Consider the following 17,268-nt stretch of genomic DNA (forward strand, 5'->3'; position numbering starts at 1 on the left):
CCCACGGGCCCGGGCGCCGGATGGGCCGTCAGATCGCCGGAATGTCGTCGAGGAACGCCTCGGCGGCGAAGGGCCGCCCGCCGACCTCCAGGGCGCACTCCGCCCAGATGACCTTGCCCCCGGGGGTGTAGCGGGTGCCCCAGCACTGGGAGAGCTGGGCGACGAGGAACAGGCCGCGGCCGCCCTCGTCGGTCGTGGCCGCGTGGCGCAGGTGCGGGGCGGTGCTGCTGGCGTCGGCGACCTCGCAGATCAGCGCGCGGTCGTAGAGCAGGCGCACCTGGATGGGGCCGTTGCCGTACCGGACGGCGTTGGTGACCAGCTCGCTGAGCAGCAGCTCGGTGGTGAAGGCGATCTCCTCCAGCCCCCACTCGGTCAGGCGTTCGGTGACGGCGGCGCGCACGGAGGAGACGAGGGCCGGGTCGGCGGGCAGGTCCCAGACGGCGATCCGGTGCGGGTCCAGGACGTGGGTGCGGGCGACGAGCAGGGCGATGTCGTCGGCCGGGTGCTCGGGGACCACGCTCCGGACGACCTCCCGGCAGGTCTCCTCGGGCGGCCGGTTCGGGTGGGACAGGGCCGCGCGCAGCTGCTCCAGGGCCATGTCGAAGTCGCGGTGGCGGTCCTCGATGAGCCCGTCGGTGTAGAGGACGAGCTGGCTGCCCTCGGGGAGGAGGAATTCGGCGCTTTCGAAGGGCAGGCCGCCCAGCCCCAGGGGCGGGCCCGCGGGAAGCTCGGGGAAGGTCACGGTCCCGTCGGGGCGGACGAGCGCGGGCGGCGGGTGGCCGGCCCGGGCCATGGTGCACTGCTGCGTGGTGGGGTCGTAGATGACGTACAGGCAGGTGGCGCCGATGATGCCGGTGTTGCCGTTGGCCGGGTCGTCGTCCTCGCCGCACTCCTCCCGGTCCAGGCGGCCGACGAGGTTGTCCAGGTGGGTGAGGACCTCGTCGGGGGCCAGGTCCAGCTCGGCGAAGGTGCGCGCGGCGGTGCGCAGCCGGCCCATGGTGGCGGCGGCGTGCAGCCCGTGGCCGACGACGTCGCCGACGACGAGGGCGACACGGGTGCCGGAGAGCGGGATGACGTCGAACCAGTCCCCGCCGACGCCGGACTCGGCGGGCATGTAGCGGTGCGCGACCTCGACGGCGCTCTGCTCGGGGAAGCCGTGCGGCAGCAGGCTGTGCTGCAGGGCGAGGACCATGCTGTGCTCGCGGGTGTAGCGGCGGGCGTTGTCGATGCAGATGGCGGCGCGTGTGGCGAGCTCCTGCGCCAGCGAGCAGTCGTCGTCACCGAAGGGGGAGGGGTCCTGGGAGCGGTAGAAGCTCGCGGTGCCCAGGACGATGCCGCGGGCCAGGAGCGGGACGGTGATCAGGGAGTGCACCCCGTGGGCGAGGAGGCGCTGGGCGCGCCCGGGGTGCTGCGAGATCCAGCCGTGGGCGGCCCGCAGTTCGGGCTCCAGCACGGTCTCCCCGCTGGTCAGGCTGCGCAGCTGGGGCGTGGCCGGCTTGAGGTCGACCCGCTCGCCGGCGGGGTAGAACGGGCAGTCGTCGCGGACGCCGTGGACCACCGTGCGGTGCAGGTCCTTGCAGGGGTCGGACGGCTCGTCGCCGCGCAGCACCGCCGCGGGCAGGTCGATGGTGACGTAGTCGGCCAGGCTCGGTACGGCCGTCTCGGCGAGCTCCTGGGCGGTGCGGCTGACGTCCAGCGTGGTGCCGATGCGCGTGCTGGCCTCGGACAGCAGCTCCAGGCGGCGGCGGGCCGCGACGGCGAACTTCCCCACCCCCGGCTCGCCCACCAGCACCAGCCCGCTGGTCGCGCCGCCGTCGGCGGGAGGGCCGGCGACGCCGGGTGCGCCGCGCGCTGCGGGGGCGCCGGGACCGCCGGGCGTGGCGGGTGCGCCGGATATGCCGGGCGGCCGTGCCGTCGCGGCGGCCGGGCCGGGAGCGAAGCCGGGAAGGCGCCCGGGCGGGGGAACGGCGTCGGAGAGCGCCTGCTGCGCGAGGAGACCGGGGGAGACGCCGGGGGGCGCGTCGGCCGCGGCCCGGACGGTCAGGCGCTGGTGCCGCGAGGGCAGGACGGCCTCGACGGCGAGGCCCTCCACTCCGGAGGCGCTCGTGACCGGCCGGCTCAGCAGGGTGACCCGCCGGTCGCCGGGCAGGATCACCTCGACGGCGGCCCGCTGGGCCGAGGCGAGCAACTCGCCGGCCTTCTCCTTGAGGATCATCTGGTCGCGCCAGTCGAGGCCGCTCGTGGCGAGCTCGCCCAGCTGCCCGTTGCCGGACGCGCCGTCGGCCGGTGCGCCGCGCCGGGCGTCGAGGTAGGCCTGCAGCAGGGCGCGCTCCCGCGCCGAGCTCTGCTCCAGCAGCCGCCGCTCGATGGCGTCGGCCGCCTTGCGGATCACGACGTCCAGCGCCGTGTCCGCGTCGGTGTAGGGGTAGCCGAAGCAGAGGACGCCTTCGATGCGCCCGTTGAGCAGGTCCCGTACGGGGATCGCCACGCACGCGTTGGACTGCGAGCGCTCGGCGAAGTGCTCGGCGCCGTAGATGTTGACCAGTTGCCGCTCCGCGAGGGCCAGGCCGATGCCGTTGGTCCCGCCGTACTTCTCGGCGAACACGAAGCCCGGGACGCTCTGGATCGGAGCCAGGTGCCGGACCATGGACGCCCGGCCGAACCGGCGTTGCAGCACGGCGCCGCGCGCGTCGGCGAGGCAGATGTTCATGCTCCTGCCGTCGAACATGGCCTGCAGCCGGTTCATCACGGGGGCGGCCGCGCGCACGAGGCGGCCGTCGAGGTCGAGGTCCTGGGTGTACGGGAGCTCGCACCCGTCCGGCGAGAGCCCCAGCGCCTGGCTGCGCTGCCAGGAGCTCAGGATCGGGCTGCGCACGGCCTCCTCGGTCGTCCCGCCGCGAAGGAACTGCTCACGGGCGCGTACGGGACCGATGTCGTCCGCCACGAGCCCCATCCGGATCACTTCCCTCACCGGTGCGTGCGCCGATGGCCACCCGTACCGGGGCGGCTGCACTGTTGTTCCATTTTAGAACTTTGCCGACATAACGGAATGTGTGCGGATGCGCGTGGGTCCGGACACTGTCCGTGACGCCCGGCGGGGCGGCCGCCCCGCCCGTCAGAACACGGCTACGGGGTTGACCGGCGAGCCCGTACCGCCGGGGATGTTCAGGGGCGCCACGACGAGCAGGAACGCGTAGCGGCCCGAGCCGGCGCAGGCGGCGGAGAGCTCTTCGAGATCGAGGTTGTCCAGCAGCGGCACGCCCATCGCGGCGATGGCGAGGGTGTGGACGGGCGAGTGCAGGCCCTCGACCGGCGAGGGCCGGACGTCGCTGTCGCCGTCGCCGCCCAGCAGGGCGACGCCGCGCTCGGCCAGCAGCGGTACGGCGTGCACGTGGAGGCCCGCGCAGGAGGCGTCCGGGTCCCAGGGGCCCCGCTCCCGGCGGCGCCGGAATCGGCCCGTCCGCACCAGCAGGGCGTCCCCCTCGCCGACCGTCACACCGAGTGCCTCCTCGGCGGCGGTGAGGTCCGCTGGGTGCACGGCCCGTCCGGGCGCCAGCCAGGGGCTGCCCTCGACGGCCGGCAGGTCGAGGAGCACCCCCCTGGTCACCAGGGGACCGAGCGCCGCGACCTCGCCGAAGCGGGCACCCCCGGCGCCGGCGAGGTCGCGCGCCGTGCCGCCGCCGTAGAACCGCCCGCGGTAGGCCATGTGGCAGAGCGCGTCCAGATGGCTGACGGCCTTGCCGTGGTAGTCGGCGCCGATGAAGTCCTTGTGGGCGGTGGGTTCGGGCGCCTCCACGTCGCCGAGGTCGGACATGTAGTGCAGGGCGGGCCTGCGGTTGTCCGGGCCGGGCACGGTGTCCCACGGCCGTGCCATCGGCACGACGGTCCCCGTCCGGACCAGGGCGCCGGCCCGCCGGACGTGGTCCGCGGTCACCCGGTTCCAGGCCCCGCGGTCGGCGGGCGCCCAGCGGCCCCACGTGCGGACCCTCTCGAAGAGCGCGTCGAACTCCTCGCGGGAGACGGCCGGCCCGTTGCGGTCACCGGTCGGCGGGGGAGTCGGCCCACCGGCCGGGAAGCCCATGTCCATGCTGGGCAATGATGGGCCGTCGGCCGCCGGATATCGACCCGCCATGCCGCGCCGCGGGCCCCCGGCCGGACACCGCGCGGCGTCCGGCCGGGGGCCCGCAGCGCCGCTCGTCCCTACGCCGTCCGCCGCTGCCCCGGTACCGGCGCGTCCTGGAACTGCGCGCGCTGCAGCTCGTACAGACCGCGGAAGGCGCCCCCGGAAGTGTTCAGCAGTTCCTCGGCCCGGGCGTCCAGGGCCGAGGTGGGCTCGTCGACGATGAGGATGCGGGCGTCGCGGTAGCGGGCGCGGGCGATGCCCAGCCGCTGCCACTGGCCCCCCGAGATCTGATGGCCTCCCTTGTATCCCTTGGACAGCAGCGTGTCCCAGCCCTTCGGCAGCTCCGCCACGACCTTGTCGGCGCCCGCGAGGACGGCCGCCTCCTCCAGCGCCTCCTGGTCCAGCGGCCGGTCGGTGCGGCCGATGGCCACGTTCATGCGGCACGTGAACGGCCACCGGTGGAAGTCCTGGCCGACCATCGCGATCCGCGAGAACAGCTGCGCCCGGTCCAGTTCGCCGGCGTCCACGCCGTCCCACAGGACGCTTCCCGCGTCCGGCCGGTACAGACCGGCCACGAGCTTGGCGACGGTGGTCTTGCCCGAGCCGTTCACGCCGACGAGCGCCACGATCCTGCCGGCGGGGATGTCCAGGCTCACGTTCCTGAGCGCCGGCCGCCCGGGCGGGCCGGCGGGATCCTCGGTGCCGTCGGCGGGATAGCGGAAGGTGACGTTCTCCAAGCGGATCAGCGCCGGCCGCTCGGGCACGGGCAGCCCGCCGTCGGGGATGGCCCGCTGTGCCGCCTCCCGGCACAGGCGCTCCAGGTCCTGCACGTAGCAGGCCTCCTCGTAGAGATTGCCGACCTGCAGGACGAGGGCGGACAGGCTCTGCCCGCCGGTCCGCGTGGCCAGGACGGCCGTGCCCGCCACCGACAGGTCCATCGCGCCCGCCGCCAGCAGCCCGATCAGCGCCAGGTACGTCAGGGCCGTGGCGGCGCCGGTGAGTGCGGAGGCGATCAGGCGGACCCGGGCGGCGCTGTCGGCCAGCCGCGACTGCTCGGCCTCGGAGTCCTGCGACATGCTGCGGAAGTGGTCCACCAGGAAGGGCCCGACACCGTGGACGCGGATCTCGGGGGCGGGCCCCGTCCGCATCAGGGTCTGGCTCAGCAGCCGCCCGGCCCGTGAGTGCTGCACCCACCGCAGGTAACTGGCGTACCGCGTCCGCGAGTTCCGCAGGGCGGCCCAGGAGCGGGGCACGGTCATCAGGACCAGCAGCGGCAGCAGCACCGGGTGCAGCACCGTCAGCACGCCGGCGGCGGCCGCGAAGGAGACCAGCGAGCCGATGACACCGGTGCAGTAGCTGATCATGCGACGGGCCGAGGCGGCCCCGTACTGGGCCGAATCCAGCAGCCGGTGGAACTCCGCGTCCTCGATCGCCGCCAGCTCGACGCGGACCACGCGCTCCAGGTACTGCTCGGTCGCCACCCGTTCGACCTTCGGCTCCAGCCGGCCCGTGCCCGACGTCGAGGCGGACGCCGCCAGGGCGCTCACCGTCCCGGCGAGCGTCACCGTCACCATCGCCGGGACGGCCGCCGACAGGCGCTGCGCCATGGTCCCGGAGGCGAGGACCGCGGCCAGGACGCCGTTGACCGCGACCAGCCCCACGGCCTGCCCCGCGCCCCGGATCAGCTCGGAGGCCCCGACGACGGCCAGCGACCGGCCGTCGGCCTGCCGCGCCAGGCGCACCGTGGAGCCGACGAGGAGGGGCAGGCGCACGGCCATCGCCCACAGGGACATCTCGAAGTACGCCGCCTCGTGGCGGCTCCACCCGTTGTCGTACAGCAACGGGCCGCCGAACAGCAGCTGTTCCGACTGCGTCATGCCGCGCCTCCCGGCGTCCCGTCCCAGCCGTGGGTGGACAGCAACGCTCCCGCGACGAACCTGCCGAGCACGGCGGCGGTGTACGGCACGCAGTCCGCGGGCGGGTGCGCCGGGTCGGCCCAGACGAGCGTGGAGCACTTCTCCGGCTCCAGGTTGCGCGGCTCGCCCGACCACCGCTGCGCGGTGAAGACGACGCCGACCCGGGCCTGCCCCTCGGGGCCGCGGTGGTGGATCAGATGGCAGAACTCCAGGTCGGCCGGGTCGACGGCGACCCCGACCTCTTCGGCGACCTCGCGCAGCGCGCCGTCGGCCAGCGTCTCGCCGTCCTCCAGGTGTCCGCCGGGCGGGGCGAGGAGACCGGAGGCGTACACATTCCCGGCCCGCCGCAGCAGCAGGACGCGGCCGTCGTCGCGGTGCAGCAGGACCATCACGTCGACCACGCACGTGTAGCGTGCCCGCTGCTTCATGACGGCCACCGCCCCGCGGTCGCCGCGCCGGATCCCACGGGCCTTGCCGGCCGGCGGTGTTCGAATGCCGGATGCGCCCCGCTGGTGTGCGTGGGGCCCTCGTGATGGTGATGCACTACGCCTCCTCGTTGACGTGCGGATCGGACGAGCGATCGGGAAAACGACCCCTGATCGGGGGCGTCACGGCCCTCCAAGGGCGTTTCGTCGCTCGGGAATTCGAGGAGGCGTCAACCGGCCCGCGGGCTCTGGGCCGGGAGCCGGTCGGCGTTTGTGCGATTCACCCCACCGTGGCCGGTCACCCGATCCGGGGGTTGCGTTGCGGGCGGAAACGATCACTTGGCGCTTCCGCCCCCGTGGCTGCGGGGCGGCCGCCGGCCCCGCTTTGCAGAGGGGCCTGCAGCATCGCGCGGCGGCCGTTCACGGGCCGCGCCGGCTCGCCGCGGCCTCCCGCGTCACACCTTCACCACGATCTTGCCGGTGAAGGTGCTGGAGTCCATCAGCCGGTGCGCGTCCGTGATCCGCTCCAGGCCGTCGAAGGTCTCGGCGATCACGGGCGCCAGTGCGCCGCTCGCCAGGCCCGAACCGATGAAGGCGGCCGCGCGCCGGCGGTACGCCTCGTCGCGGCTCATGAACCCATTGCCGTACGCGTGCACGGTGAGCGGCCAGTTCATCGACAGCTCGATGGGGCGAGGGTCCAGGAAGCCGTAGGCCACCAGCGTGCCGCCCGGGACCAGTGCGTCGCCGAGGGTCGCGAAGCCCGGGCCGCCCACGCCGTCGAACGCCATCCGGGCGCCCCGGCCACCGGTGATCGCCCTGACCTCCTCGACGAGGTCCTGGGAGCCGGTGCTGATCACGTGGGCCGCGCCGAGCTCCAGCAGCTGCTCCCGCTTGGACTCGCCGCGCGTGGTGGCGATCGGGATCGCGCCCGCCCGCAGGGCCGTCTGGATCGCGGCCGTCCCCGTACCGCTGGAGGCGGCCGTGATGATCACGTGGTCGCCCGGCGCCAGCCCGCCGGTCTCCACCATGCCGCCGTACGCCGTCGAGTACGACAGCCACGCCGCCGCGGAGGTGACCGCGTCCACCCCCTCGGGCCGGTGCACCAGCGAGGTCTCGGGCAGGACGGCGTGTTCCCCGTACACCCCGTGGACGCCGAAGTCGAAGTTGGCCACGGCCATCACCGCATCGCCCGGAGCGAAGGCGGTCACGCCCTCGCCGACCGACTCGACCACGCCCGCCGCCTCGTAGCCGAGCCGGGACGCGGGCAGCGTCGGCCGGTAGTAGTAACGGCCCGCGCGGAAGAGGGCCTCGGCCCGGTTGAGGCCGATCGCCTCGACGCGGAAGAGGACCTCCCCGGCGCCGGGCCGGACGAGCGGCACGTCCTCGACCTTCAGGACCTCGGGACCGCCGAGCTCGTGGAAGAGAACCGCCTTGGTGACTGCCGTGCCTGCAGAAGAAGTTGTCATGGGAACGACCGTACGGAGGTGAGGGGAGACGTTCCATATCCGAAAACCTTCTGGTTATGTCCCAGCGTCTCGTGATCATGACGGTAGGGTGCCTCCATGGACGTACTGAGCGACGCGATCGCCGCCATGCGCACCGGGCTGCCCCACTCCTCGCGCTCCGTCAAGCGCGCTCCCTGGGGCGTGCGTTTCCCGGACTCCGACGGCGCGGGCTTCCACGTCGTCCTCCAGGGATCGGCCTGGCTGCTGCCGCCCGACGGCGCCGAACCCGTCCGCCTCGGCCCGGGCGACGTCGTCTTCCTCGCCCACGGGTACGGGCACGGCCTCGCCGACCACCCCGGCACCCCGCTGGAGGAGGCACGGCTCAAGGAGGACGGCTCCTGGCCGTCGATCCGTGACCGCGGGCCCGTCCACGGCGACGACACCCTCATGCTCTGCGGCGCCTACCGGCTGAACAAGACGCGGGCCCACCCCCTCCTCACCGACCTGCCGCCGTTCATCCACCTCCCGGCCCGCGTCGGCACCCACGACCGGCTGCGCGCCGCCGTCGACCTGCTCGGCGCCGAACTGGCCGACCCCCAGCCCGGCTCCGACGCCGTCGTGCCCGCGCTCCTCGACACCCTGCTGCTCTACCTGCTGCGCACCTGGTGGCTGACCGAGCGCCCCGACGAGTCCTCCGGGTGGGCGGCGGCCCTGAGCGACCCGGCCGTCACGGCGGCGCTGCACGCCGTCCACGACGACCCGGCGCGGCCCTGGACGGTCGGGGAACTCGCCGCCCGGGCCGCGCTCTCCCGCGCCGCCTTCGCCCGCCGCTTCACCGCGCTGGTCGGCCAGCCACCGCTCGCCTACCTGACCTGGTGGCGCATGACGACGGCCGGCCGCATGCTGCGCGAGGGCGACGCACCCCTGCGCACCGTCGCCGAACGGTCCGGGTACACCTCGGAGTTCGCCTTCGCCAAGGCCTTCAAGCGCGAGTACGGGATGGCTCCCGGCCGGTACCGCAAGCAGGCGGCCGGCCTCACGGCGTAGGACGCGAGGCGCGGCGGCGCCCGTTCAGCAGGCCGCACACGATCAGCACCGCCGCCCAGGCCCCCGTGCACAGGACCTGCGTGCGCGAGTCCGGCTCGACCGCCATGACCACCAGGACCGCGCCGATCGCGAGCAGCGTCAGCCGGGTGAGGTGCGGGAACAGCCACATGCGCACCGGTGGTCCGGCCTCCCCGCGCCCCGCGCGCAGGCGGCGCAGGCGCAGCTGGGAGAGGCCGATGAGGAACCAGACGATCAGGATGGTGGCGCCCACGGCGTTGAGCAGGAAGCGGAAGACGGTGTCCGGCCAGACGACGCTGAGGACGACCGCCGCGAAGCCGAAGGCGGCGGAGGCGAGCACGGCGTTGCGCGGGACGCCGCCGCGCGTGAGGCGGCCGAGCGCGCGGGGCGCGTCGCCGCGGTGCACGAGGGAGTAGAGCATGCGGGAGGAGCCGTAGATGTTCGCGTTCATCGCCGACAGCAGGGCGACGAGCACCACGGCGTTCATGAGGTGCCCGGCGCCGGGCACGCCGATGCGTTCCAGGGTGCCGCTGTAGGGGCTGGTGCGGGCGGTGCCGCTGTCCCAGGGCAGCAGGGTGACGATGACGGCCATGGAGCCGATGTAGAAGAGGCAGATGCGCCAGACGACCGTCCGGGCGGCGCGGCCCACGGCCCGGACGGGGTCGGCGGATTCGGCGGCCGCGATGGTGACGGTCTCCAGCCCTCCGTAGGCGAAGACCGCGGCGACGAGGCCGAGGGCGAGCCCGTGCCAGCCGTGCGGCAGGAAGCCGCCGTGGCCGGTGAGGTGGGCCGTGCCCGGCGCGGGGGAGCCGGGCAGGAGCCCGGCGACGGCGAGCGCCCCCAGCACGAGGAAGACGCAGATGGCGGTGACCTTCAGGCCGGCGAACCAGAATTCGAGGTCGCCGAAGCGCCGTACGGCGGCGAGGTTGCTTCCGGTGAACACGGCCATGAACAGCGTCATCCACACCCAGCCGGGCACGCCGGGCAGCGAGCCTGTCATGATGTCCGCCGCCCCGATCGCCTCCGCGGCGACGCTGACGACCAGGAGCGACCAGTACAGCCAGCCCGCCGTCAGGCCCGCCCAGGGCCCGAGCGCCTTGGCCGCGTGCACGGAGAAGGACCCGGTGGCCGGGTCGGCGGCGGACATCTCCGCCAGCATCCGCATGACCAGCAGCACCAGTCCGCCGGCCAGGACGTAGGCGACGACGATCGCGGGCCCCGCGGCACGGATGCCCACTCCGGAGCCGACGAACAGGCCCGCTCCGATGGCACCGCCCAGCGCGATCATGGACAGGTGGCGCTGCTTGAGCCCGCGCGGCAGCCCGGCACCCGCCTCGCCGGCACCCGCCTCGCCGGCACCCGCCTCGCGGGCGCCGGCACCGGCGGGCGCGGGCGGCGGGCTCGTGCGGGTTCCTGTGCCGGCGGGAGGGGGCGCGAGCATGCTGACCGTCCTGGGGTTCGGAGGAGGCGTGGGCGTGGAACCACTACCTACCGATCAGCGCGGCGCGGCACGCTTTGGCGCCGCCCGCTGTGTCAGGTCGGGGGAGCGAAGCGGTCGATGAGCGCGGTGACGCCGGCGGCGAGCTGCTCCTCGCCGCCGCGCGCGGCCAGGCCGGGGCCGAGGGCCCGCAGGCGGGGGAAATCCCTGACCGGCAGCCGGTGCAGGCCCATCCGGAAGGCGGGCTCGGGCTCGTCCGGGTTGTCCACGACTTCCCGCAGCTCGAAGACGATGTAGCCCAGCACCCAGGAGATGTACGCCCGGTACAGCTCCAGCGCGGCCCGCTCGCCCAGCCCCGCCCCTTCCAGCCGGGTCAGCAGGCGCTCGTGGGCGCGCAGCACCGCGGGCGGCCGCCGCGTGAGCGGCACCGTGAACGGGCGGAGCACCAGCAGGGGCGCGACGTGGGGGTGGGCGAGCGCGACGCGGTACATCGCCAGCGCGACGGCGACGAGGGCCTCGCGCCACGGGGCGGCGCCCTCGTTGTCCCCGCCGGAGAGGGCCGCGGGGCCGAACGGGGTGCCGCTCAGGTTCTCCTCCAGCTCTATGAAGATCCGCTCGACCAGGCCGTCGAGCAGGTCGTCCTTGCTGGGGGTGTACCGGTAGAGGGCCATCGTCTCGACGCCGAGCTCCTCGGCCACCCGGCGCATGCTCAGCCCGTCGAGCCCCTCGGCGTCGACGATGCGCAGCGCCGCGGCGACGACGCGTTCGCGGGTGAGCCGGGTGCGGGCGGCCATGGCGACCGACCTCCTCCGCGAGGGAGCCCGCCCTTGACAAGGGCGGCGAAGCGGGATGAGCCTGTACATATACAGCATAAACGGAAACAGCATGTTTACGCGGTAAAGATGCTCTGTACCCCCGCGATCGTTCAATCCGGTGAGTGATCACCATGCGACACACCTGTACGACCCGGCCCTGCCCGGTGCCCCTGGCGCCCGACGCGCGGGCCCGCCTCTACACCCGGTACCTCGACCTGATGGACCTCGGCCGGCTGCCGAAGGGCACGTCCTTCGAGGACTACTACTACATCTGGCGTTCCGCCCGGCGCGGCGAGAAGCGCGTGGGCCTCGACGACGGCGCCGTCAGGGTCGGGCCGGTCGCCGAGCGCGAGCTGATCGAACGGCCCTCCAAGCGGCTCAAGGGAGTGGTCAACACCCTGGTGCTCCTGGTGGACTTCCCCGACCGGCCGCACGACCCGAACCACCGCACCGGCCACTACCGGCAGTTGCTGTTCAGCGCGGACTCCCTGCCGACCGGCAGCATGCGCGACTACTACCGCACGGTGAGCGGCTTCGGCTCGTTCGGCGAGAACGGCATCGACGTCCAGGGCGAGGTCCACGGCTGGTTCCGGATGCCGCAGCCGCTGTCGTTCTACGCCGACGGGAACTCCGGCACGACGGAGGAGGGCTTTCCCCGGAACTCCCAGGGCATGGCCCGTGACGCCGTCCGAACGGCGCTGGACGAAGGCGTCGACTTCACCCCGTTCGACGTGCTCGGCGAGAACATGGTCACCGCGCTCTTCGTCGTGCACGCGGGCAGCGGGGCCGAGAGCACCGAGTCGCTGGATGACATCTGGAGCCTGAAGTGGGGCATCCCGGACGGCGTCGAGGTGGCCCCCGGTCTGAAGGCCGAGACCTTCCTCACGGTCCCGGAAGACTGCTCGATGGGCGTGTGCGCCCACGAGTGGGGCCACCTGGCCGCGCGCTGGGCGGACTTCTACGACACGGGTCAGCTGGAGGCGACCCAGTCCGCCGGCCTCGGCGACTACTGCCTGATGGCGTCCGGCAGCTGGGGCAACTTCGGCCTCACGCCGACCTTCCCCAACGGCATGCTGCGCATGTTCCACGGCTGGGCCGTTCCGCGAGGCGTCTCCACGACCACCAAGGACGTGGTGATCCGGCCGGCCGCCGAGACCGGCGACCTCGTCTTCATCCAGAATCCGGACACCATGACGGAGCGGCAGTACCTCCTCGTGGAGTACCGGCGGAGCCGCGGGCAGGACGCCGCCCTTCCCGACCAGGGCATCGCCGTCTACGTCGTCGACGAGGCCATCGAGAACGTGAACAGGGAAGACCGCCTCGCGATAGAACTCCTGCAGGCCGACGGCAAGCGGGACCTCGGGGCGATCTTCAGGACGGGGAACAGCGGAGACGCCCACGACCTGTATCCCGAGGAGGACAACAGGACCCTCGGCGAGACGACGACCCCGGCCCTCAACCTCCCCGACGGGACGTTCTCCGGCGTCACCATCGAGGTCCAGGGCAGGCCCGGGGACAAGGAGATGGGCATCGACGTCCACATGGCGTGACGTTTCCCACGGATACCTCACGGATCCCGGGTAACGAGGAGTAGGGAGAGAGGGACCCGCTCGACCCACCCCGACCGACCCGACCGGAGGGATCGTTTCCATGGATCGCCGCATGGACTGGCGACAGTACGGCGCTTGTCTCGACGAAGACCCCGAGCTGTTCTTCCCCGTCGGCACGACGGGTCCCGCGCTCGTGCAGACCGAGGACGCCAAATCGGTGTGCCGCACCTGCCCGGTGCGGGAGGAGTGCCTGCGCTGGGCGCTGGAGTCCGGGCAGGAGAGCGGCGTGTGGGGCGGGACGAGCGAGGCGGAGCGGCGGGCGCTGCACCGGGCGGGCCGGCCCCGGCGCGCGGCGTCCGCCGCGGGCCGCGTCGTCCCGCCGAGGAACTCTCAGCCCAGGAACTCTCAGCCCAGGAACTCCAGGAGGGCGCGCGTGACGGCCTCCGGCTGCTCCTCGACCAGGTAGTTGCGGCTGCCCTCGATCTCGGCCATGCGGACGTCGGTGCCCTGCTGGGGGAACACCTCCCGCATGTACTCGAAGAACGTCCCGTAGGCGAGGCCGAGCATCGGCACGGAGATCTTGTCGTACGACTCGAAGTCCGCGATGTCCTTCTGGTACGACTGGAACCAGCCCTTGGCGGCGCGGATCGCCTCGGCCGACGAGTACGCCTGCGCGTAGACGTCCCGGTCGCGGTCGGTGATCGCGTCCGGGTTCACCAGGCTCAGGCCGAACATGTAGTCGATGATGTAGCGGTAGCGGCCGGTGAGGATCTGCTCCGGGAAGTCGGCCACCTGGTTGAAGGCGAGCCACCAGCGGTGCGGGCCCCGGTCGCCGGGGTTCGGCAGCATGGGGAACTTGTAGTAGCTCCGGTCCGCGTGCGTGGTGTTGAGGATCGCCACCTTCTTCGTGGCGTCCGGGTGGTTCGCCGCGTAGGCGAAGGCGACCATCGCGCCGATCCCGTGCCCGGCGATGTTCACCTTGTCGTAGCCGAGGTGGCGCACCAGCTCGCGGATGTCCAGGGCCATGTTCTTCTTGTCGAAGCCCGACTCCGGCTTGCTCGACCCGCCCATGCCACGGATGTCGACCGTGATGACGCGGAAGCGCGCCGCGAGGGCGGGCATGACCTTGCGGTACTCCCACCAGGTCTCGGGCCAGCCGGGCAGCAGCACCAGCGGCTCGCCCTGACCGCCGGTCACATAGTGCAGCCGGACCCCGTTGACGTCCGCGTACTCGCTGGTGAACTCGCCGTCCAACGACGCCGCGAGCTCGGCGTTGAGGGCCTTGAGCCCCTCGGCGTCCGTGACCGTCCCTGCGTGTGCCGACACTGCGCTCCCCCTAGATTGCCGATCGGTGTGTGCCGGACGACCAGCGGCGTCCGGGTGGGTTGGAACACCCAACTCACTGGTGGCGACGACCCTAACAACATCCACTTCGCCGGGCCAGATGTCGTGGATCACACGGAACCGGCCCGCCTTCCCCCGCGCGGGACGCGGGGGAAGGCGGGCCGGACGGGTGCGCTCTCCGCGGCCGTCAGCGCTTGACGGCCGGGCCCTCCTTGGGGGTGTTGGCGGCGGTCACGTTCACCGCGGCCCAGGCCGCGTCGACCGCCTTGTACTCGGCGCTGTCCTTGCCGTGGATGTCCGCGGCGGCCTGCAGCGTGGCGGTGCGGGCCTCGTGGAAGTCGGTCGTCGAGACCATGTAGCGGGTCAGGGCGCGATAGAAGATCTGCTGCGCCTTCTCCCGGCCGATGCCGGAGACGGCCTTGCCGTCGTAGGTGGGGGAGTCGTACTCCACGCCGCCGATGGTCTTCTTGCCGCTGCCCTCTGCCAGCAGGTAGAAGGCGTGCGAGGAGACGCCGGAGCCGGCGTGCACCTCGCGGTCGTAGGAGCCCTCGTCCCAGTAGTCGACGGTGCCCTCGAGGACGTCCAGCGACGGCTTGTCCATGCGGCGCAGGAACTTCTGCTCCAGGCCGAGCTTCTCGCCGAGGAGGTAGTTCGGGGGGTTGCCGCCGTTGGCGGTCCGGAACTCCACGCCCGCGCCGAAGATGTCGGCGAGCGACTCGTTGAGCGAGCCCGCCTCGCCGAACTGGTTCTGGCGCGCGTCGACCCGCGTGGGCTGGAAGTCGGCGGTCGCCTCGATCACGCCGTGGCTGAGCTCGTGACCGGTGACGTCCAGGGCCACCAGCGGCTGCTTGAACGTTTCGCCGTCGCCGTCGCCGTAGAGCATGCAGCCGCACTCGGGGGACCAGAAGGCGTTGCCGACCTTGTCGCCGAAGTGCACCAGGGCGCGCGGGCCGGAGCCGTCGTTCTTGATGCCGTTCCGGCCGAACGTCGCCTTGTAGTAGTCGTACGTGCTCGTGATGCCGAACTGCGCGTCGACGGCGGCCGTGGCGTTGTCGGCGGGGGTGCCGTTGCCCCAGCGGTTGTCCGCGTCGGTGAAGGCCTTGCCGGCCGCGAAGGAGTCGAGCTCCTTGGACTGCGCGTCGCGGGTCTCCCCGCCGCCGCGGCTGAGGTCCTTGAGGACGAAGGAGCCCTTCGCCGTCTGCGTGGTCGTCAGCGGGACGTTGCCGGCGAACAGCGAGGCGCCGGTGCCGTTCGCCTGCGCCGGGAACTGCGTGCCGGGCTGCGCCTTGGCCGGTGGCGTGGTCTTCGCGCCCGTGCGCGGCTTGGCCTGCTTGCCCTCGCTGCGCAGCTTGGCCCTCAGCCGGGGGGAGATGATGCCGTCGCTGAGCGGCGTGCTGCTGATGACCTTGCCGTTGCCGGCGTCCACGACGACGCTGTGGCTGACGCCGGTCCCGGCCTTGCCGCTGCCGGTGACGGTCACGCGGTAGGCGAGGACGGGCTCGGTGCTCCGCGCGTCGACGACGAGCTCGGTCTTCGCGGCCTTGCCGTCCACCGACTTCGCGGCCTCGGCGGCGGCCCGGTCCGCGGTGAGCTTCGGGGCGACCGACGGCACGGCGATCCGGTGCTTGATGGCCCGGGTGACGCCGAGGTAGTTCTTCTTGGCGTCGAGGTGGACGACGAGGTCGCCGCCGACGACGGGGACGCCCTGGTAGGCCCGGACGAAGCGGACGTGGCGCTTGCCCTCGGGGTCGATGAGGGTGTCCTTGACGCGGAGCGTCTCGTTCTTGCCGACGCCCGTGGCGTCGGCGTGGGCCAGGGCCGCGGCGGTGGCGGCCTTCACGGTCTCCGTGTCGGCGGCGAGGGCGGCGGCGCCGACGGAGGAGTCGGTGGCCGCGGCGCGGGCCCGGTTCCGGAGGTCGGAGGTGTCCACGCCTTGGGACGGGGAGGCGGACGCCGTGCCCGCCATGGTGGCCGCTGCCACGACCGCCACGGCGGCGGTGAGTATTCGCTTGTGGGTTGTGGGGGTTGTACGCAAGTTCAGCGCCCTTTGCGTCCAGGGCGGTTCGGTGGTCAGCCGTCCGCCTGCATGCGCGCGGTGCCGTCACGCGCACACCGCGGGAACCTGTGGTCCCGCGGAGGACTGTGCCTTTGCTGGCATGGGCATGAAAAGAGCAGATAGGCGTGATGTCCGGACAGTTGATCAACTGTTAACAATGCCTCGACGCAAGGTGCCCGCACCGTGACGCGGTGTCGAACTGCAGGGGAAGAGGCGGGCTTTGGCGAAGGGGTTGCCGGAGGCGCTCACCGTCTCGCTATGCGAGACGGGTCCCCCAGCTGCCGCCCGTCACCCGCGTCCCCGTGGCCCGCAGCCGCCGGGCCGTCCGGTCCGCCGCGAGGTACACCCAGGCGCGCACGGCACCGCCGTGCTCGGGCAGCACCTGCCGCACGACCCGCACGTACATCTCCCCCCGCCCGTCCGGACCGCAGCCCTCCAGCCCGTCCAGGGACGCGAGCACCGCCGCGTACGCCCCGGGACCGACGAAGACCAGCTCGCCCCGGACCTCGCCGCCCGGCTCGGCGACGGCGTACGGATAGCCGGGCCCCTCGTACAGCACCGCGCCCCGCAGCCGCGCCGGCTCCTCGGCCACCGTGCGGCCGAGGAGGTACGGCCCGTGGTTGACCTGCCCGGGACGCAGCGTCCCGTAGACGAACACGGGCAGCCGCTCCGGCTCCACCGCCATCTCCCGCTCCCTCCGCCGCCCCGGGCCGCCCGTCACCGAAAGGCGGGGCCGGGCGGCCCGCCGTAAAATTACCGGTATGGGAGACCGGCACGCCGCGCCCTCCGCCCCCGAACTCGTCATCGAGTCCGAAGGCGGCTCGAAGACGATGGCTCCGGTCCGCACCTACCTCGTGGGACGCGACCCCCTCAGCGACGTCGTGCTGCACGACGACCGGGTCTCCTGGCACCACGCCGTGCTGCGCCCGGTCTCCGGCCACTGGATCGTCGAGGACACCGGGAGCACCAACGGCACGTGGGCCGAGGGCCGCCGCGTGCAGGTCCTCGACGTCGGGCCCGGCACCGTCCTGCGCTTCGGCAACCCCGGCGACGGGCCCGCCGCCGTCCTCAGGAACGCCCCGCCCCCGGTC

At 73.1% G+C, this 17,268-nt stretch carries 13 protein-coding genes and 1 pseudogene; 4 read left to right on the top strand and 10 right to left on the bottom strand.

What is annotated here, in order from left to right; translation table 11 throughout:
• Positions 1 to 28: 28 nt before the first annotated feature.
• The 5 genes from ACSNOG_RS15895 to ACSNOG_RS15915 all read right to left on the bottom strand — a co-directional run bounded on the left by ACSNOG_RS15895 (position 29) and on the right by ACSNOG_RS15915 (position 7,930).
• Positions 29 to 2,953, bottom strand: a complete 2,925-nt coding sequence (locus tag ACSNOG_RS15895; protein ID WP_436753301.1) for a SpoIIE family protein phosphatase — start codon at positions 2,951 to 2,953, stop codon at positions 29 to 31.
• Between the two features lie 162 nt (positions 2,954 to 3,115).
• Complete coding sequence (locus ACSNOG_RS15900) at positions 3,116 to 4,081, bottom strand: cyclase family protein (protein ID WP_436753312.1); 966 nt, start codon at positions 4,079 to 4,081, stop codon at positions 3,116 to 3,118.
• 119 nt (positions 4,082 to 4,200) lie between these two features.
• Positions 4,201 to 6,000: an ATP-binding cassette domain-containing protein gene (locus tag ACSNOG_RS15905; protein WP_436753302.1), complete on the bottom strand. Its 1,800-nt coding sequence runs from the start codon at positions 5,998 to 6,000 to the stop codon at positions 4,201 to 4,203.
• Positions 5,997 to 6,467, bottom strand: a complete 471-nt coding sequence (locus tag ACSNOG_RS15910) for an NUDIX hydrolase (RefSeq protein ID WP_436753303.1) — start codon at positions 6,465 to 6,467, stop codon at positions 5,997 to 5,999. Before ACSNOG_RS15910 ends, ACSNOG_RS15905 begins: the two co-directional genes overlap by 4 nt.
• A 452-nt stretch (positions 6,468 to 6,919) precedes the next feature.
• Positions 6,920 to 7,930 carry a zinc-dependent alcohol dehydrogenase family protein gene (locus tag ACSNOG_RS15915; protein ID WP_436753304.1) on the bottom strand — a complete coding sequence of 337 codons (1,011 nt, stop codon included), beginning with the start codon at positions 7,928 to 7,930 and terminating at the stop codon, positions 6,920 to 6,922.
• Between the two features lie 96 nt (positions 7,931 to 8,026).
• On the opposite strand from ACSNOG_RS15915, the gene ACSNOG_RS15920 reads away from it, so the two are divergent.
• Entirely contained in the window at positions 8,027 to 8,956 is a 930-nt protein-coding gene (locus tag ACSNOG_RS15920; protein WP_436753305.1) for an AraC family transcriptional regulator, read from the top strand.
• On the opposite strand, the gene ACSNOG_RS15925 is transcribed toward ACSNOG_RS15920, so the two are convergent.
• Positions 8,946 to 10,415, bottom strand: coding sequence for an amino acid permease (locus ACSNOG_RS15925; protein WP_436753306.1), 1,470 nt, complete (start codon positions 10,413 to 10,415; stop codon positions 8,946 to 8,948). The two genes, ACSNOG_RS15920 and ACSNOG_RS15925, sit on opposite strands and share 11 nt — an antisense overlap.
• A 92-nt stretch (positions 10,416 to 10,507) precedes the next feature.
• On the bottom strand, positions 10,508 to 11,206 hold the full coding sequence (locus tag ACSNOG_RS15930) for a TetR/AcrR family transcriptional regulator (protein WP_436753307.1): 699 nt from the start codon (positions 11,204 to 11,206) through the stop codon (positions 10,508 to 10,510).
• A gap of 152 nt (positions 11,207 to 11,358) precedes the next feature.
• Here ACSNOG_RS15930 and ACSNOG_RS15935 point away from each other — a divergent pair, with 152 nt between their 5' ends.
• Positions 11,359 to 12,777 (top strand): M6 family metalloprotease domain-containing protein, encoded by a 1,419-nt coding sequence (locus ACSNOG_RS15935; protein ID WP_436753313.1) that lies wholly within the window; start codon positions 11,359 to 11,361, stop codon positions 12,775 to 12,777.
• Between the two features lie 112 nt (positions 12,778 to 12,889).
• Positions 12,890 to 13,141: pseudogene (locus ACSNOG_RS15940) on the top strand (WhiB family transcriptional regulator); the annotation flags it as partial.
• Between the two features lie 41 nt (positions 13,142 to 13,182).
• Here ACSNOG_RS15940 and ACSNOG_RS15945 read toward each other — a convergent pair.
• The 3 genes from ACSNOG_RS15945 to ACSNOG_RS15955 form a co-directional block, all read right to left on the bottom strand.
• The gene (locus ACSNOG_RS15945; RefSeq protein WP_436753308.1) at positions 13,183 to 14,103 is read right to left on the bottom strand and encodes an alpha/beta fold hydrolase; all 921 of its coding nucleotides are present in this window, start codon (positions 14,101 to 14,103) and stop codon (positions 13,183 to 13,185) included.
• Positions 14,104 to 14,308: 205 nt separating this feature from the next.
• The gene (locus ACSNOG_RS15950) at positions 14,309 to 16,087 is read right to left on the bottom strand and encodes a M4 family metallopeptidase (RefSeq protein WP_436753314.1); all 1,779 of its coding nucleotides are present in this window, start codon (positions 16,085 to 16,087) and stop codon (positions 14,309 to 14,311) included.
• 346 nt (positions 16,088 to 16,433) lie between these two features.
• The gene (locus ACSNOG_RS15955; RefSeq protein WP_436753309.1) at positions 16,434 to 16,862 is read right to left on the bottom strand and encodes a gamma-glutamylcyclotransferase family protein; all 429 of its coding nucleotides are present in this window, start codon (positions 16,860 to 16,862) and stop codon (positions 16,434 to 16,436) included.
• Positions 16,863 to 16,938: 76 nt separating this feature from the next.
• On the opposite strand from ACSNOG_RS15955, the gene ACSNOG_RS15960 reads away from it, so the two are divergent.
• Positions 16,939 to 17,268: FHA domain-containing protein (locus ACSNOG_RS15960; protein WP_436753310.1), on the top strand; the 330-nt coding region annotated here is incomplete at its 3' end.

It is taken from the genome of Streptomyces sp. URMC 124, assembly GCF_051386455.1.
GTDB lineage: Bacteria > Actinomycetota > Actinomycetes > Streptomycetales > Streptomycetaceae > Streptomyces.

What these genes read in the sequence shown, in the direction of transcription:
- ACSNOG_RS15935 (WP_436753313.1), top strand. Translation starts at nt 11,359, where the DNA reads ATGCGACACACCTGTACGACCCGGCCCTGCCCGGTGCCCCTGGCGCCC.
- ACSNOG_RS15920 (WP_436753305.1), top strand. Translation starts at nt 8,027, where the DNA reads ATGGACGTACTGAGCGACGCGATCGCCGCCATGCGCACCGGGCTGCCC.
- ACSNOG_RS15900 (WP_436753312.1), bottom strand. Translation starts at nt 4,081, where the DNA reads ATGGGCTTCCCGGCCGGTGGGCCGACTCCCCCGCCGACCGGTGACCGC.
- ACSNOG_RS15910 (WP_436753303.1), bottom strand. Translation starts at nt 6,467, where the DNA reads ATGAAGCAGCGGGCACGCTACACGTGCGTGGTCGACGTGATGGTCCTG.
- ACSNOG_RS15895 (WP_436753301.1), bottom strand. Translation starts at nt 2,953, where the DNA reads ATGGGGCTCGTGGCGGACGACATCGGTCCCGTACGCGCCCGTGAGCAG.
- ACSNOG_RS15925 (WP_436753306.1), bottom strand. Translation starts at nt 10,415, where the DNA reads ATGCTCGCGCCCCCTCCCGCCGGCACAGGAACCCGCACGAGCCCGCCG.
- ACSNOG_RS15930 (WP_436753307.1), bottom strand. Translation starts at nt 11,206, where the DNA reads ATGGCCGCCCGCACCCGGCTCACCCGCGAACGCGTCGTCGCCGCGGCG.
- ACSNOG_RS15915 (WP_436753304.1), bottom strand. Translation starts at nt 7,930, where the DNA reads ATGACAACTTCTTCTGCAGGCACGGCAGTCACCAAGGCGGTTCTCTTC.
- ACSNOG_RS15950 (WP_436753314.1), bottom strand. Translation starts at nt 16,087, where the DNA reads ATGGCGGGCACGGCGTCCGCCTCCCCGTCCCAAGGCGTGGACACCTCC.
- ACSNOG_RS15955 (WP_436753309.1), bottom strand. Translation starts at nt 16,862, where the DNA reads ATGGCGGTGGAGCCGGAGCGGCTGCCCGTGTTCGTCTACGGGACGCTG.
- ACSNOG_RS15905 (WP_436753302.1), bottom strand. Translation starts at nt 6,000, where the DNA reads ATGACGCAGTCGGAACAGCTGCTGTTCGGCGGCCCGTTGCTGTACGAC.